The organism is Cytobacillus gottheilii, assembly GCF_001636345.1.
GTDB lineage: Bacteria > Bacillota > Bacilli > Bacillales > Cytobacillaceae > Cytobacillus > Cytobacillus gottheilii.
Genome location: NZ_KV440945.1, coordinates 122083 through 137926, shown reverse-complemented (window position 1 = coordinate 137926; position 15844 = coordinate 122083). Strand labels below are relative to the sequence as shown.

The following is a 15844-nucleotide window of genomic DNA, read 5'->3' as shown; positions in this document are numbered from 1 at the left end:
AACGAATATGTTATATTAGATAGTTGCTGGTGCAAAAATGAATAATAATTTTTAATAATATGGTTTCACAGGTCTTACGATATTCGTTTTGTGGTAAAATAGGACAAAAAATGGAGATGCTGATTTACTCAAAAAGGAGTGCAGCAGGACCTATAGGATTTCAATCTGCAAACGGCAATTGCGGATTCATTTTATAAAGTAGGTGGAGATTTTGAAGCTTTTGGTGAAGGCCCCGGCGAAGATTAATTTATCATTGGATGTACTACATAAACGTGATGATGGCTATCACGAAGTAGAAATGATTATGACAACCATTGATTTAGCCGATCGGCTTGAGTTAACACTATTGGAAAAAGACGAAATTCGAATTATATCCCATAATCGTTTTGTTCCAGATGATCATAGGAATTTAGCATATCAGGCAGCGATGCTGTTAAAGGAACGATTTCAGGTAAAGCAGGGTGCCAATATCACAATTGAAAAAATGATTCCGGTTGCAGCAGGGCTGGCAGGCGGCAGCAGTGATGCAGCGGCAGCGCTGAGAGGTTTAAACAAACTGTGGAATCTTGGTTTAAGCTTAGATGAATTGGCAGTGCTTGGTGCTGAAATTGGTTCTGATGTATCTTTTTGTGTATATGGAGGGACGGCTTTAGCTACCGGAAGAGGAGAGATGATCCGTCAGCTTGAAGCACCGCCGACTTGCTGGGTGATCCTTGCAAAGCCTTTTATAGGGGTGTCTACGGCTGATGTGTATCGTAAGCTGGATTTAGACGGTGTAAAGCATCCGCAGACGGAAGCGATGATTCACGCAATTGAAAATGACGATTATGAGAAGGTGTGTCAGCATCTTGAAAATGTTTTAGAAACAGTAACATTAAAAATGCATCCTGAAGTCGCTCAGATCAAAGATCAAATGAAGCGTTTCGGGGCGGATGCGGTCTTAATGAGCGGCAGTGGTCCGACTGTTTTTGGACTTGCTCACCATGATTCGCGGATGCACCGTGTTTATAATGGTCTGCGCGGATTTTGTGATCAGGTTTTTGCGGTTAGAATGCTGGGAGAACGACATACGCTTGATTAAATCCGTATATTAATGGTATATTACTGTTAAAATATTCGGATTTAACAGGAGGGCCAATGATGAAGTTTCGCAGAAGTGAACGTTTAATAGATATGACGAATTATTTATTAGAGCATCCGCATCAGTTGGTATCCTTAACCTACTTCTCAGAGAGATATGGATCTGCCAAATCCTCTATTAGCGAAGATTTAGCTATCATAAAAGAAACCTTCGAACATAGAGGAATTGGGACTCTGCAAACCGTGCCAGGTGCTGCAGGCGGAGTAAAATATCAAGTGAGAATGACGGATGAGGATGCAAAGCCAATTATCAATCAGCTATGTGAGCTGATTGCAAGTCCTAATAGGCTGCTTCCGGGCGGTTATCTTTATATGACAGATATTCTTGGGGATCCTATGATTGTTAAACAGGTAGGACGGTTATTCGCCTCGGCATATGCGGATAAAGAGATAGATGTCGTCATGACTGTCGCTACAAAAGGAATTGCATTAGCTTATGCTGTTGCCAACTATTTGAATGTCCCAGTAGTGATTGTGAGAAGGGACAGCAAGGTAACAGAAGGATCTACCGTTAGTATTAATTATGTATCAGGCTCCGCCAAAAGAATTCAAACAATGGTCTTATCAAAAAGAAGTCTTGAAGAAGGTTCAAGGGTTCTGATTGTTGACGACTTCATGAAGGCAGGCGGTACAGTTAACGGAATGATTAGCATGCTGGATGAGTTCAATGCAGCGCTTGTCGGCATTGCAGTTTTAGTAGAGGCGGAAAAAGCAGAGGAAAGACTAGTGGATGATTATTTATCCTTAGTTAGGCTTTCAGATGTAGATGTGAAAGAAAAGAAAATCAATGTGACACATGGCAACTATTTTACCAATAAACAAGTGGAGGGAAAGTCATGAAAATCATTCAAACAAATGAAGCACCAGCTGCAATTGGACCTTATTCACAGGGAATTACAGTCAATAATCTCTTTTACAGTTCCGGGCAAATCCCTCTAAATGCTGATGGAGTGATGGTTGAGGGTGATGTAAAAGTTCAGACTCATCAGGTATTCAAAAACCTGCAGGCTGTTCTTCAGGCGGCAGGCGCTTCACTTGAAACCGTTGTGAAGGCAACTGTTTTTATTAAGAATATGGATGATTTTGCTAGTATCAACGAAGTATACGGCGAGTATTTCCACACGCATAAACCGGCGCGTTCTTGTGTCGAGGTAGCGCGGCTCCCAAAAGATAGCTTAGTAGAGATCGAAGTCATTGCACTGGTTAAATAGAATATAAGCCATAGTGAAGAAGCATCCGAAAGCATACGGATGCTTTTTATTTTGGACTCTTATTTAAAAGGGGAAAAATCTTAGCTTGGATATTTATGGTTTGAGTCTTACAGGGGTGGCGGGGAATGTGGTGAGCTTAACGGCACATCCAGCAGAAACAACGTGTCTCGCAGTGTAATTCGACCTGTTTTTCTTATATTAAAAAGCAACAAAGTCTGCAGGAACGGCCTCCTGAAGGAGCGTTTTCGGGACTTTATGACATGAAACCTGTCTATTTCATTATTTAGGCCTAATTATTCAAAAAATTTTTTCTATAAAAGGAGGAATAATGCAAAATGGTGTTGAATGTTAATAAATAGGATTTTATCTACTGGAAAAGGTGGTGAACATAGTGGAAGTAACTGACGTAAGATTACGCCGTGTAAATACGGATGGACGGATGAGAGCGATTGCCTCTATTACACTGGATCATGAATTTGTTGTTCATGATATTCGGGTGATTGACGGGAATAATGGCTTATTCGTTGCAATGCCGAGTAAACGCACCCCGGATGGAGAGTTCAGGGACATTGCTCACCCTATTAATTCCGGAACCCGCGGTAAAATCCAAGAAGCGGTCTTAGCAGAATACCACCGTTTAGGTGAGTTAGAAGTAGAGTTTGAAGAAGCTGGAGCTTCCTAGAAAGAGAGTCCAACAAGAGCCTGCTATGTAAAGTAGGGCTCTTTTTTATTTATAAAAAATGTGCACCTCGAAAGCAAACCCACCATTATATACCCTTACCAAATCTTGTTAAACATACCCCGGCAGAAAAAGTTATGAAATTGTTCAAAATTCTAATAAGACTTTCCAGTATGATTAAATAGCAGATTCAAATATAGTAAAAGTCTTTTTTATGTATGACATGCAGCGAAGTTAATCATCATGGATGAAGATGGAAGATTGAGTGTGCTTGTACAATAAGAGGAAAATATCCTGTAAAATATAACTACTTACACGAGATTCCTTGAAATCAGCCTCTATTTAAGATATATTCTTAATGGATAAAAAGGTGAAATTGGAGGCTATTAAATGTCTAATCGATACGCGGTCATTTTAGCCGCAGGTCAAGGGACAAGAATGAAATCAAAATTATATAAAGTCCTGCATCCTGTGTGCGGAAAACCGATGGTTCAGCATGTTGTTGATCAAGTTGCGAAGCTTGATATCCAAGATATTGTTACGATTACTGGGCATGGAGCTGAAAAAGTAAAAGCTCAATTAGGCGCTAAAAGCGTATATGCCCTGCAGGAAGAGCAGTTAGGTACAGCTCATGCTGTTATGCAAGCAGCAGATCATCTGGAGAACAAAGAGGGTGTCACAATTGTTGTTTGCGGAGATACGCCTCTAATTAAAGCGGAAACGATGGAAGCGCTTTTTGCTCATCACGAAAAAACAAACGCAAAAGCAACAGTGCTGACTGCTTTTGCAGATAATCCTGCTGGATATGGCCGCATTGTTCGTAATAGTCAAGGTCATGTAGAGAAGATTGTCGAGCATAAAGATGCTTCCGAGGAAGAATTAAAGTTACAGGAAATCAATACAGGCACGTATTGTTTCGATAATGCAGCATTATTTACAGCACTGAAGAAAGTTAAAAATGATAATGTTCAAGGGGAATATTATTTACCGGATGTCATCGAAATATTAAAAACAGAAGGTGAAATAGTAACAGCCTTTGGTACAAATGATTTTGAAGAGACTTTAGGTGTAAATGACCGTGTAGCATTAGCTCAGGCGGAATTGTTTATGAAGAATCGAATCAATGAATATCATATGCGTGCTGGTGTAAGCATGATTGATCCATCCAATACTTATATTGGTGCAGATGTTGAAATTGGTTCAGATACAGTTATATATCCTGGAACGGTGATTAGCGGAGAAACTAAAATTGGTTCAGATTGTACAATAGGTCCTAATTCGCATCTGGAAAATTGCGAAATTGGTGATAGAACGGTTATTCGCCAATCTGCTGCTTTTGATAGCCAGATCGGCTCAGATGTTCAGATTGGACCATTTGCGCATATTCGCCCGCAATCAAATGTTCATGATGAAGTGAAGATCGGCAACTTTGTCGAAATCAAAAAATCTGTTATTGAAAAGGGCAGTAAAGTATCCCATTTAAGCTATATTGGTGATGCTGAGGTCGGTAAAGATGTAAATATCGGCTGTGGAGCTATCACAGTAAATTATGATGGGAAAAATAAGTTCCTGACAAAAATAGAAAATGGCGTATTTATCGGCTGCAATTCCAACCTGGTTGCACCAGTGACAATTGGAGAAGGCGCATATGTTGCAGCAGGTTCAACCATTACTGAGGATGTTCCTGGAGAGGCGCTGTCTATTGCACGCGCTCGTCAAGTGAATAAAGAGAATTATGTACAAAAGCTAGATATCAAGAAATAAAAAAACACGGAGGCACAGGCATGTCGAATCAGTATTTAGATCCAAATTTAAAGGTTTTCAGTTTAAATTCAAACAAAGCATTGGCCGAGGAAATTGCAAAATTTATTGGCGTTGAATTGGGAAAATGCTCTGTTACCCATTTTAGTGATGGTGAAATTCAAATAAACATTGAAGAAAGTATTCGCGGCTGTGACGTATATGTCATTCAATCAACAAGCGCTCCTGTTAATGAGCATTTAATGGAACTGCTTATTATGATTGATGCATTAAAACGCGCTTCTGCTAAGACGATTAATATTGTTATGCCATATTATGGCTATGCACGCCAAGACCGCAAAGCTAGAGCACGTGAACCAATTACGGCGAAGCTTGTGGCGAATCTGCTTGAGACAGCAGGTGCGACTCGTGTAATTACTTTAGATCTGCATGCTCCGCAAATTCAAGGTTTCTTTGATATTCCGATTGACCACTTAATGGGCGTGCCAATTCTAGCAGAGTACTTTAAGAATAAAGACCTGCAAGGCGATGTTGTCATCGTTTCTCCTGACCACGGCGGAGTAACACGTGCCCGCAAAATGGCAGACCAGCTGAAAGCGCCGATTGCGATTATCGATAAACGCCGTCCAAAGCCAAATGTGGCTGAGGTAATGAATATTGTTGGTAATATTGATGGCAAGATTGCTATCTTAATTGACGATATTATTGATACAGCTGGAACGATCACACTAGCTGCTAATGCATTAGTAGAAAATGGCGCTGCTGAAGTATATGCTTGCTGCAGTCATCCTGTATTATCAGGACCTGCAATTGAAAGAATTGAGAACTCTAAGATTAAAGAACTAGTCGTAACGAACTCAATCGCTTTGCAGGAAGAAAAGAAAACAGGTAAAGTTGTTGAACTGTCTGTAGCATCACTTATTGGTGAAGCCATTATCCGTGTACATGAAGAACAGTCTGTAAGTGTATTGTTCGATTAATATTTTTTGTTAGGCCTGCTAAACGAAAGCAGGTCTAACTGCATTATAGAAAAATTGCCGCTCCAGCCTATATAGATCTACTTTTCTGCTTCCCGCTGTACTGATCTTATAAACTAAAACGTTTAGACTTCCTCTTTTTAGGGCATTTTTTATATAGAAAGCCATTCAATATACAAGAGGAAGGGGATCATTATGGCAATAACATTAGAAGCAAAAAAACGAAGTGAATTTCGTCATTCATCGCTTACGAAAATTAGACATGAAGGGAATATCCCAGCAGTTGTATATGGGCAAAAAGTGGAGAGTACACCGATATATTTAAGTGAGTCTGACTTTATCAAAACGATTAAGGAAGTTGGGCGCAATGGTGTATTCTCATTAAATGTTGATGGCAAGAAACATGAAGTTATGTTAACGGAATATCAAACAAACTCATTGCGTAATAATATTGTGCATGTAGACTTTCTAGCAGTCGATATGTCCAAGGAAATTACGGCAGAGGTAAGAGTCAATTTGGTCGGCGATGCACAAGGCGTGAAAGATGGCGGTGTTATGCAGCAATCACTGCATGAAGTTTCCGTAACAGCTACTCCAAATGAAATTCCTTCTTCAGTTGATGTGGATGTAACAGATTTACAAGTGAACGAAACTATTACTGTTGCTGATCTTAAGACAAGCGGTTCTTATTCACTCAACAATGATGCTGAAGAAGTGATCGCTTCCATTCTCCCGCCTAAACAGGAAGAAGAAATAAACAGCGGTGAGCAGCAGGAGGAAGGTACGCCTGAGCAAGAAGAAGGAAGAGAAACAGAAAGCGAGTAAAAAGAATAACTTTTATACTTGCCAAGAGCTGGCTGCATTACGATGTTAGGCCAGCTTTTGCTTTTTCTTTATGACGAGTTAAATTAGCATTGCAGCTAATTTAGTAACTTCTAACATGCCGTCTGGTGCTGACAGCTGCCATCACTAGATTAAGAAGCAGGTGAAGTGAAGATGAAATTATTTGTTGGCCTTGGAAATCCAGGCAAACCATATGAACATACAAGGCATAATATCGGTTTTGAAGTGATTGATCACTTGGCTGTTAAGCTTGGTATTACATTAGATCAGGCAAAGTTTAAAGGTGTTTATGGATTTGGAATTGTTAACGGAGAAAAAGTATATTTATTAAAGCCTCTTACATATATGAATTTATCTGGCGAATCCATCCGCCCACTTATGGATTACTATGGAATTGAAGATGATGAATTAACCGTCATTTATGATGATCTTGATTTGCCTGTCGGAAAAATTCGTCTCCGCCAGAAAGGAAGCGCCGGCGGGCATAATGGAATTAAATCGACAATTGCCCATCTTGGCACAATGCAATTTAATCGAATTCGAGTAGGAATTGATCGTCCCCCAGCGGGCATGAAGGTTCCCGATTACGTGCTGGGTAAATTTTCTTCTGAGGAACAGCAGGAATTACAGAGCGTAATCGAGAAATGTGTAAACGCATGTGAAGCTGCCATTAAGGAGCCTTTCTTGCAAGTGATGAATCAGTTTAATCAATCTTAAATACATCATAAGCATATAAAATGAATAAGCTAGTTTAACACATTTAACTTTTTGCACATCTTGTGCCCCTTTAATTGATTGAATAACTTCCTTTCTGAACGTCCATAATAGGGATATGTACGGATAGGAGGGGCTTTAATGGCTATTCATTATCATTGCCGTCATTGCGGCGCAAAGCTTGGCTCTATTGATTCGATGTCTGTTCAAACAGAGCAGCTCGGATTTCACAAATTAAATGATGAAGAGCGTCAAGATATGCTGATGTATGATTCCTCGGGGAATGTGCAAGTTAAGGCGATTTGTGAGGACTGCCAAGAATCTCTAGAACGCAACCCTGATTACCATCAGCAGGATTTTCTTATTCACTAACGCTTTGGGCCGTTTTGTCCAAAGCATTTTTCTATTTGCATTTATAGTATTTTTTTAATAGTTTATGGGTTTGTTGAACCCTTTCGTTATGGATAAAATGAGATTAATTTCGTATCGCTTCTACACGGCGATGTTTTTAGAAGCGACGTACTTTATATAGGGGGACTTTTCTGTATGTTAGGGCTTAAGCGAATATTTGGCCAGCAGGATGATGTAGTATCTATCTTGTCTGGTGTTCAAGAAGGGTTAAAGGAGCAACTGATCGCTGGCTTATCTGGTTCTGCACGGGCACTATTCATTTCTTCTGTTTATGAGCAGTCGAAAAGGCCTATTCTGATTGTGACTCACAATTTATTGCAGGCGCAAAAATTATATGATGATATCATCAGTTTAATAGGAGAAGAGGAAGTACTTCTTTATCCGGCGAACGAATTGATTGCTGCTGAAATAAGCATCGCAAGCCCAGAACTTAAGGCACAAAGAATAGAGGCACTGAATTATTTGATCCAGCAGAAGGCAGGGATCGTCATAGCTCCAATGGCAGGTGTGAGAAAGGTGCTGCCGCCATCAGACCTATGGAAAAAATACCAGATGACATTGTCTGTTGGAGATGACTTGCTTGAAGAGCAATTAAACCGTTTCGTCCAGATGGGTTATGTTCGCGTTGATATGGTTTCAGCTCCAGGTGAATTTAGTGTGAGAGGCGGAATCATTGATATTTACCCATTAACTGAAAATGATCCCATCCGAATTGAACTTTTTGACACAGAAATTGATTCCATTCGAACATTTTCACTAGAAGACCAGAGATCCAAGGAAAAGCTCCAGCAAACATTAATTGGTCCAGCAACCGAAATCCCGCTTGAAAAAGAACATTATGACAAACTAGTTGAGCGGATTGAACTGGGACTGGGGAAAAGCCTGAAAAAGCTTAAAAATGATAAAGACAAAACATTATTATCACAAAATATCGGCTATGAGCTTGAACAGCTGAGAACAGGCCATAAGCCTGAGCAGCTCTTTAAATACACTTCTCTTGCTTATGAATCAGGAAGTAGTTTAATAGATTATCTGCCAGAATCAGGTCTTATTTTTATAGATGAAATCAGCAGAGTACAGGAAATGAATGATTCACTTGAGAAAGAAGAAGCAGAATGGTATACAAGCATGCTCGGTGAAGGGAAAATGATTCATGATGTGAAGGTTGCTTACTCTCTAAAGGAGCTCACAGCCAGAACGGATCATTCCATTACCTATATGTCTTTATTTCTTCGCCATGTTCCTAATACAAGCCCGCAAAACATTGTGAATATGACTTGTAAGCAAATGCAGAATTTTCATGGGCAAATGCATGTGCTAAAAGGAGAGCTGGAACGCTGGGAGAAGAATAATTATTCTGTTGTATTTTTAGCATCTGACGAAGAGAGAGTAGATAAACTTCAAAAGGTTCTCGAAGATTATGAAATTGATGCTGCTAAAATAAGTGCCGATCAGGCAGTTCTTCAGGGAAGAGCTCAAATTCTTCCAGGCGGCCTGCAAACTGGTTTTGAGCTAAGCTCCCAAAGGCTGGCTGTTATAACAGAGGAAGAACTATTTAATAAAAAAGTTAAGAAAAAATCACGAAAACAAAAACTTTCCAATGCAGAGCGTATTAAAAGTTATTCCGAGCTGAAAATCGGCGATTATGTAGTTCATGTGAATCACGGTATCGGGAAATATATTGGCATTGAAACGTTAGAGATTAACGGGGTACACAAAGATTACCTTCACATTCGCTATCAGGGAAGCGATAAGCTTTATGTGCCGGTTGAACAAATTGACCTTGTTCAAAAATACGTTGCTTCTGAAGCAAAAGAACCGAAAATCTATAAACTTGGCGGAAATGACTGGAAGCGGGTAAAGAAAAAGGTTCAATCTTCAGTGGAAGACATTGCGGATGATTTAATTAAATTGTACGCAGAGCGGGAGTCATCGAAAGGCTATGCTTTCAGCCCGGATGGAGAGATGCAGCGAGATTTTGAAGCAGCCTTCCAATATCAGGAGACAGAGGATCAGGTTCGTTCCATCCATGAAATTAAAAAGGATATGGAACGGGAACGTCCGATGGATCGCCTATTATGCGGAGATGTTGGCTATGGGAAAACAGAAGTTGCCATTCGTGCCATTTTTAAAGCCATTGCGGATGGAAAACAGGTAGCATTCCTGGTGCCAACAACCATTCTGGCACAGCAGCATTATGAAACAATGCGTGAGCGTTTTCAAGATTATCCGATTGAAATTGGTCTGCTGAGCCGTTTCCGGACAAAGAAACAGCAAACAGAAACGTTAAAAGGGTTAAAAGCAGGAACGATTGATGTAGTTGTCGGTACCCATCGGATCCTTTCAAAAGATATTGAATATCGGGACTTAGGTTTGCTAGTCATTGATGAGGAACAGCGTTTTGGTGTTACACATAAGGAGAAAATCAAGCAGCTGAAAACAAATGTTGATGTTTTAACACTGACGGCTACACCAATTCCAAGGACTTTACATATGTCCATGCTTGGGGTCCGGGACCTATCTGTCATAGAAACACCGCCGGAAAACCGTTTCCCGGTTCAAACTTATGTAATGGAATATAACGGGGCTTTAGTGAGAGAAGCGATTGAACGAGAGCTGGCTCGCGATGGCCAAGTGTACTTCCTATATAACCGTGTGGAGGATATTGAGCGGAAAGCGGAGGAAATCTCGATGCTTGTCCCTGATGCAAGAGTCACATATGCACACGGAAAAATGACAGAAAATGAATTAGAGTCGGTAATGATCGGCTTTCTAGAGGGCGAGTATGACGTACTTGTCAGCACGACTATTATTGAAACCGGTGTAGATATTCCGAATGTAAATACACTGATTGTTCATGATGCTGATCGCATGGGACTTTCACAGCTTTATCAGTTAAGAGGCCGCGTAGGACGCTCGAATCGGGTAGCTTATGCTTACTTTACGTATAGGAAGGATAAAGTTCTGACTGAAGTGGCGGAAAAGAGATTACAAGCCATTAAAGAATTTACAGAGCTGGGGTCCGGCTTCAAAATTGCTATGAGAGACTTGACGATTCGAGGTGCAGGAAATCTCTTGGGAGCAGAACAGCATGGGTTTATTGACTCTGTTGGTTTTGACTTATACTCGCAAATGCTGAAAGAAGCAATTGAGGAACGAAAAGACGTTATGTTGGGCACAGAAGAGAAAAAGGCAAGAATGGAAATTGATCTTGAGCTTGATGCTTATATTCCGGATGCCTATATTTCAGATGGCCATCAAAAAATCGAAATGTACAAACGCTTCAGAGGAATTTCTGCTCTGGAGGACGTAGAAGAGCTTCAAGAAGAGATTGTTGACCGTTTTGGAGATTATCCGCAGGAAGTTTGGTATTTATTTACGATTGCAGAAATGAAAGTATACGGAGAGCTTGCTGGGGTAGAACTCATTAAACAGTCTAAACAGGAAATCTTACTGCTATTTTCGGAGCAGGCAAGTGCTCAAATCGATGGGCAAAAGGTATTTCAGCTGTCGAGCAAATATGGCAGAATGATTGGATTAGGCATGGAAGGGCAAAAGCTGAAAGCTGTATTCCATATTAAAGGCATTGAAGTAAACAAGTGGCTTGAAACATTGTACGAATTTATTCAAGGTCTTCAGAATGCGAAAAAAGAAGCAAAGCAGGCAAAAGCATAATCCTTCTGCTTTTTTATCTCAATGGAACTCAGTGGGCGAATCAAATAAGAATTTTGTAAATAAATTGAAATATATGAAATGTTTAAATGCGCAGAGTCGGGGTAATTTCACAATAAATCATCTATTGGAATGTTTATCCGTTTATGGAATTTAAAACAGCTTAAAGAAAACCTATATGCATGTGTATAGAACTTTCCATATGAAAGATACTAAGTTCAAACATGGTGATGGATTCATTTTCTCCCAATTGTGATTTTGAAGCATTGCCGTATTAGAATGGCAGAAGTGCTGGATATATGGACGTGGCCCGGTTATGAAATGGTGCTTACTCTACATATCAAACCATCCTACAAGTAGTAAGGCAGCGAATGATCCCTTATACATCCATTTTTTGCTTGAGGAACGGTAGAGTGCTTCAGTTGTTCAAAAAAATCATCAGATGAAAGTGAGGCAACGTTGGATGAAAGCAACTGGTATAGTTCGTCGTATCGATGATTTGGGTCGTGTTGTCATTCCGAAAGAAATCCGCAGAACTTTGCGCATACGAGAAGGGGACCCACTTGAGATCTTTGTAGACCGAGATGGCGAGGTCATTTTAAAGAAATATTCGCCAATCAGCGAATTAAGCGATTTTGCGAAGGAATATGCAGAGGCACTATATGACAGCCTCGGAAATGCCATTTTAATCTGTGACCGTGATACTTATATCGCAGTAGCTGGCGGCTCCAAGAAAGATTATTTAAACAAAAACATTAGTGATCTGATTGAAAAGACGCTTGAGGACAGAAGTTCCGTCCTTGTCACACAATCCGGTGACATTTCAATTGTTGATGGAAACACAGAATCAGTTGCTTCTTATACGATTGGACCGATCGTAGCAAATGGTGATCCAATTGGTGCCGTGGTTATATTTGCAAAAGAGGATACACTGGGCGAAGTAGAGAAGAAAGCAGTTGAAACAGCTGCTGGCTTCCTTGCAAGACAAATGGAATCATAAGAAACAGGCGGCGTGGGCTGCCTGTTTTTTTGTGCACCATTTCTAGTTGTCCAGTTCCGGCGGCTAGCCCCTCGAGGTCATAAGTCGATCCGTCTAGAAGGTTAAAGAACAACCTTCCAGCCGTCTCGCCTTATGCTTGTCGGGGCTGAGCAAGCCGCCTCCACATTTCTAGTGTCCAGTTCCAGGCGCTAGGGGCTCGAGGTCATAAGCCATGTTGCCCTAAAGGTTAAAGAACAACCTTTATGTCAACCTGTCTTATGCTTGTCGCCCCTGGGCAAGCGCCTTCCACATTTCGTAGTATGCTATAATATTTAAAGTTGTTTTTGAGAGGGGTTGGGCGATGGAGCGCGTGGATCGTTCAGGTGAATTTATTAGAGGCGCGCTTGTTTTGACAGCAGCGGCAGTGATTACGAAAATATTGAGTGCTGTGTATCGGGTGCCTTTTCAAAATATTGTAGGAGATGTTGGTTTTTATATTTATCAGCAAGTCTATCCTTTTTACGGGATTGTTCTTGCATTAGCTACCTATGGGTTTCCCGTTGTTATTTCTAAATTGTATGCTGAACAAATTAGTTTAAATAAATGGCATGGAGCTCGTCATGTATTAGCTGTGTCGTCGATTATTTTATTATTCGTTAGCATTGGCGGATTTTCTTTATTGTATGGCAGTGCCAATTTCCTGGCTGAAAGAATGAAGGATCCGTATTTGGCAGATCCCATCCGAACAGTTTCATTTGTATTTCTTTTACTGGCTCCAATTTCTATACTAAGAGGCTATTTTCAAGGAAGAAATGATATGGTCCCTACAGCGATTTCTCAAATAGGAGAACAGCTTATTCGGGTTTTAACTATTTTACTGCTTGCTATTCTATTAGTGAGACAGAATGAATCACTTTATAGCATAGGAAGTTCTGCGTTTTTAGGTTCTTTGGCAGGCGGATTGATGGCGATTGTTTTGTTGAGCCTTTTTTTTGTTAAAAGAAATGCAAATTTGAAAAAGACTTTATGGGGAGAGCGGCTGGAGTTAACTTCCTCTGTCACAATAGCAAAGGAACTCACCGTTCAAGGATTTGCTATTTGCGTAAGCAGCCTGCTGCTTGTCTTCATTCAGCTGGCGGATTCGTTTAATCTTTATTCTTTGCTTTTTTCATCTGGTTTTGGCATTGAGGAGGCAAAGCAGTTAAAGGGGATTTATGATAGAGGACAGCCTATTATTCAGTTAGGTACTGTAGTTGCTACCTCATTATCACTTTCGCTTGTTCCCTTGATTACCAAGGCGAAGCTTGAGAGTGACCGGCAGCTTTTAAAAGAGAAGATTCAGCTGGCCTTTCGCGTTGCCGTCTTTGCTGGAGCAGGGGCGATGGTGGGGCTAATAGCTATTATCAAACCAACGAATACGATGTTATTCGAAAATGCGGCTGGCTCTAATGTGCTGCAGATTTTAAGTATACTGATTTTCTTAAGCTCGATTATTATGACTGCGTCAGCCGTATTACAAGGTTTAGGATTTACCTTATACCCTGCTTTTGTTATTTTAGGCGGCTTTATTATAAAATATTGTTTAAATATACTGTTCATCCCTCATGCAGGCTTAAGAGGCGCTGCTATTGCGTCATGCATTGCTTTGCTTCTTGTTGTCATAGCCTTGCTGATTAAGTTAAAATTTCAATTACATATTAAAATTGTTCAGTTGGAATTTATCACTCCCATTTTAAAGGGAGCGGTTTGTATGTATATTGTTTTAAAAGGGTATTTGCTGCTTACCGATTTCTTTTATGGGATTGGTTATGAAAGAATAGCATCAAGTTTCCAGGCTATAAGTGCTGTTTTTTTAGGCGGATTTATTTATTTGATAGTGGTGCTGAGAAGCCAGGTCTTTACTGAGGAGGAACTGTATATGCTTCCTTTAGGCAGTAAGCTTTTACTGCTGCTTCCCAAAAATAAAACGAGGATGACGAAAAAATGAACAAAATTAAGATAATTGGATTAGGTGCAGGCGATTTAAATCAGCTTCCTTTAGGCGTCTACAAAACGATACAAAACACTGAAAATCTTTATTTGCGGACAAAGGAGCATCCAGTTGTGGAGGAGCTAATAAAGGAAGGGGCTCATTTCCAATCCTTTGATGAAGTGTATGAGAAGTATGATACCTTTGAGGCTGTTTATGAAGAAATTACGAATGTGCTCCTGAATGCTGCACAGAGTGAAGATGTTACATATGCCGTGCCTGGTCATCCGCTCGTTGCTGAAAGAACGGTACAGCTTCTGATCGAACGGGCAGAACAAAGTGGAATACAACTAGAAGTTGGCGGAGGCCAGAGCTTTTTGGATGCCCTTTTTCAAGCTCTGCGAATTGATCCGGTAGAAGGATTTCAGGTTCTTGACGGAACTGATTTTTCGGTTGAGGAAGCACAGCTGCGCCAGCATATCATCATTGGCCAGGTATATGATCAATTTGTTGCCTCAGATGTAAAGCTGGAGTTAATGGAAAGGCTGCCGCATGATTATCCGGTTTTTATTGTGACAGCTGCCGGAAGCAGTCAGGAAAACATCAAAAAAGTAGAATTGGTTGAACTTGATCGTGAGGTAGAGCTGAATAATCTAACTTCTCTTTATGTACCGCCTGTCCAGGATGAAACCATTCTTTATAAAGACTTTGCTAAGTTAAAAGAGATCATTGCCATTTTGCGCGGACCGGATGGCTGTCCTTGGGATCGGAAACAAACCCATGAATCACTAAGAAAATATGTCATTGAAGAAGCATATGAACTGATCGATGCAATCAACAATGATGATATTGATAATATGATTGAAGAGCTTGGCGATCTGCTGCTGCAGATTATGCTTCATGCCCAAATTGGTGAAGATGAAGGCTTTTTCTCTATCACAGATGTCATTGAGGGTATATCAGAAAAGATGATCCGAAGACATCCGCACGTATTTGGTGAAGGACAAGCGGAGGATGCAGAAGAGGTCGTTAAGAATTGGCAGGAAATCAAAAAGGAAGAGAAGGCAGGCAAGGAAGAAAAAACATCTCTCCTTGATTCTGTTCCTCGCTCTTTCCCGGGACTAATGAGAGCAGAGGAGCTGCAGAAAAAGGCTGCATCTGTTGGATTTGATTGGGATGAAGCGGATGCTGCCTGGGAAAAGGTTAAGGAAGAAATTCGTGAGTTTGAGGCAGAAAAAGAGTTAAGCAGTGAAAAGATGAAATTAGAATATGGCGATATTTTATTTGCTTTTGTCAATGTTGCAAGATTTTTAGGCCTTAATCCAGAAGAAGCAATCCATGAGACCAACGAAAAATTTATCCGGCGTTTTAATTATATAGAAGATAGGGTAAAGGAAACAGGGAGAGAGTTTGCTGACTTCCAGCTTGAAGAACTGGATCAATATTGGGAAGAAGCCAAAAAATCTGGGATATAAACTAAAAAACTAA

At 40.4% G+C, this 15844-nt stretch carries 13 protein-coding genes; all 13 read left to right on the top strand.

Going from position 1 to position 15844, the window contains the following annotated elements; translation table 11 throughout:
* The first annotated feature begins 211 nt into the window (after positions 1-211).
* The 13 genes from ispE (at position 212) to yabN (ending at position 15831) form a co-directional block, all read left to right on the top strand.
* On the top strand, positions 212-1081 hold the full coding sequence (gene ispE, locus A6754_RS00745) for a 4-(cytidine 5'-diphospho)-2-C-methyl-D-erythritol kinase (RefSeq protein WP_066441777.1): 870 nt from the start codon (positions 212-214) through the stop codon (positions 1079-1081).
* 59 nt (positions 1082-1140) lie between these two features.
* Positions 1141-1980, top strand: coding sequence for a pur operon repressor (gene purR / locus A6754_RS00740; RefSeq protein ID WP_066441772.1), 840 nt, complete (start codon positions 1141-1143; stop codon positions 1978-1980).
* Positions 1977-2351 carry a RidA family protein gene (locus tag A6754_RS00735; RefSeq protein WP_066441766.1) on the top strand — a complete coding sequence of 125 codons (375 nt, stop codon included), beginning with the start codon at positions 1977-1979 and terminating at the stop codon, positions 2349-2351. Before purR ends, A6754_RS00735 begins: the two co-directional genes overlap by 4 nt.
* A 391-nt stretch (positions 2352-2742) precedes the next feature.
* Positions 2743-3033 (top strand): septation regulator SpoVG, encoded by a 291-nt coding sequence (spoVG, locus tag A6754_RS00730; protein ID WP_009336662.1) that lies wholly within the window; start codon positions 2743-2745, stop codon positions 3031-3033.
* Between the two features lie 387 nt (positions 3034-3420).
* On the top strand, positions 3421-4794 hold the full coding sequence (gene glmU, locus A6754_RS00725) for a bifunctional UDP-N-acetylglucosamine diphosphorylase/glucosamine-1-phosphate N-acetyltransferase GlmU (RefSeq protein WP_066441761.1): 1374 nt from the start codon (positions 3421-3423) through the stop codon (positions 4792-4794).
* Between the two features lie 20 nt (positions 4795-4814).
* A complete protein-coding gene (locus A6754_RS00720; protein ID WP_066441758.1) occupies positions 4815-5771 on the top strand; it encodes a ribose-phosphate diphosphokinase in 957 nt (318 codons plus the stop codon).
* Between the two features lie 192 nt (positions 5772-5963).
* Positions 5964-6593, top strand: a complete 630-nt coding sequence (locus tag A6754_RS00715) for a 50S ribosomal protein L25/general stress protein Ctc (RefSeq protein WP_066441756.1) — start codon at positions 5964-5966, stop codon at positions 6591-6593.
* A 171-nt stretch (positions 6594-6764) separates the two neighbouring features.
* Positions 6765-7328: an aminoacyl-tRNA hydrolase gene (gene pth, locus A6754_RS00710; protein WP_066441754.1), complete on the top strand. Its 564-nt coding sequence runs from the start codon at positions 6765-6767 to the stop codon at positions 7326-7328.
* A 138-nt stretch (positions 7329-7466) separates the two neighbouring features.
* On the top strand, positions 7467-7697 hold the full coding sequence (gene fin / locus A6754_RS00705) for an anti-sigma-F factor Fin (RefSeq protein WP_066441752.1): 231 nt from the start codon (positions 7467-7469) through the stop codon (positions 7695-7697).
* 174 nt (positions 7698-7871) lie between these two features.
* On the top strand, positions 7872-11411 hold the full coding sequence (gene mfd, locus A6754_RS00700; protein WP_066441749.1) for a transcription-repair coupling factor: 3540 nt from the start codon (positions 7872-7874) through the stop codon (positions 11409-11411).
* A 460-nt stretch (positions 11412-11871) separates the two neighbouring features.
* Positions 11872-12408 carry a stage V sporulation protein T gene (gene spoVT, locus A6754_RS00695; protein ID WP_066441747.1) on the top strand — a complete coding sequence of 179 codons (537 nt, stop codon included), beginning with the start codon at positions 11872-11874 and terminating at the stop codon, positions 12406-12408.
* A gap of 340 nt (positions 12409-12748) precedes the next feature.
* The gene (locus tag A6754_RS00690) at positions 12749-14374 is read left to right on the top strand and encodes a putative polysaccharide biosynthesis protein (RefSeq protein WP_066441740.1); all 1626 of its coding nucleotides are present in this window, start codon (positions 12749-12751) and stop codon (positions 14372-14374) included.
* Positions 14371-15831 carry a bifunctional methyltransferase/pyrophosphohydrolase YabN gene (gene yabN / locus A6754_RS00685; protein WP_066441732.1) on the top strand — a complete coding sequence of 487 codons (1461 nt, stop codon included), beginning with the start codon at positions 14371-14373 and terminating at the stop codon, positions 15829-15831. Before A6754_RS00690 ends, yabN begins: the two co-directional genes overlap by 4 nt.
* The last annotated feature ends 13 nt before the right edge of the window (positions 15832-15844 follow it).

What these genes read in the sequence shown, in the direction of transcription:
- purR (WP_066441772.1), top strand. Translation starts at nt 1,141, where the DNA reads ATGAAGTTTCGCAGAAGTGAACGTTTAATAGATATGACGAATTATTTA.
- A6754_RS00735 (WP_066441766.1), top strand. Translation starts at nt 1,977, where the DNA reads ATGAAAATCATTCAAACAAATGAAGCACCAGCTGCAATTGGACCTTAT.
- glmU (WP_066441761.1), top strand. Translation starts at nt 3,421, where the DNA reads ATGTCTAATCGATACGCGGTCATTTTAGCCGCAGGTCAAGGGACAAGA.
- A6754_RS00720 (WP_066441758.1), top strand. Translation starts at nt 4,815, where the DNA reads ATGTCGAATCAGTATTTAGATCCAAATTTAAAGGTTTTCAGTTTAAAT.
- A6754_RS00715 (WP_066441756.1), top strand. Translation starts at nt 5,964, where the DNA reads ATGGCAATAACATTAGAAGCAAAAAAACGAAGTGAATTTCGTCATTCA.
- pth (WP_066441754.1), top strand. Translation starts at nt 6,765, where the DNA reads ATGAAATTATTTGTTGGCCTTGGAAATCCAGGCAAACCATATGAACAT.
- fin (WP_066441752.1), top strand. Translation starts at nt 7,467, where the DNA reads ATGGCTATTCATTATCATTGCCGTCATTGCGGCGCAAAGCTTGGCTCT.
- mfd (WP_066441749.1), top strand. Translation starts at nt 7,872, where the DNA reads ATGTTAGGGCTTAAGCGAATATTTGGCCAGCAGGATGATGTAGTATCT.
- spoVT (WP_066441747.1), top strand. Translation starts at nt 11,872, where the DNA reads ATGAAAGCAACTGGTATAGTTCGTCGTATCGATGATTTGGGTCGTGTT.
- A6754_RS00690 (WP_066441740.1), top strand. Translation starts at nt 12,749, where the DNA reads ATGGAGCGCGTGGATCGTTCAGGTGAATTTATTAGAGGCGCGCTTGTT.
- yabN (WP_066441732.1), top strand. Translation starts at nt 14,371, where the DNA reads ATGAACAAAATTAAGATAATTGGATTAGGTGCAGGCGATTTAAATCAG.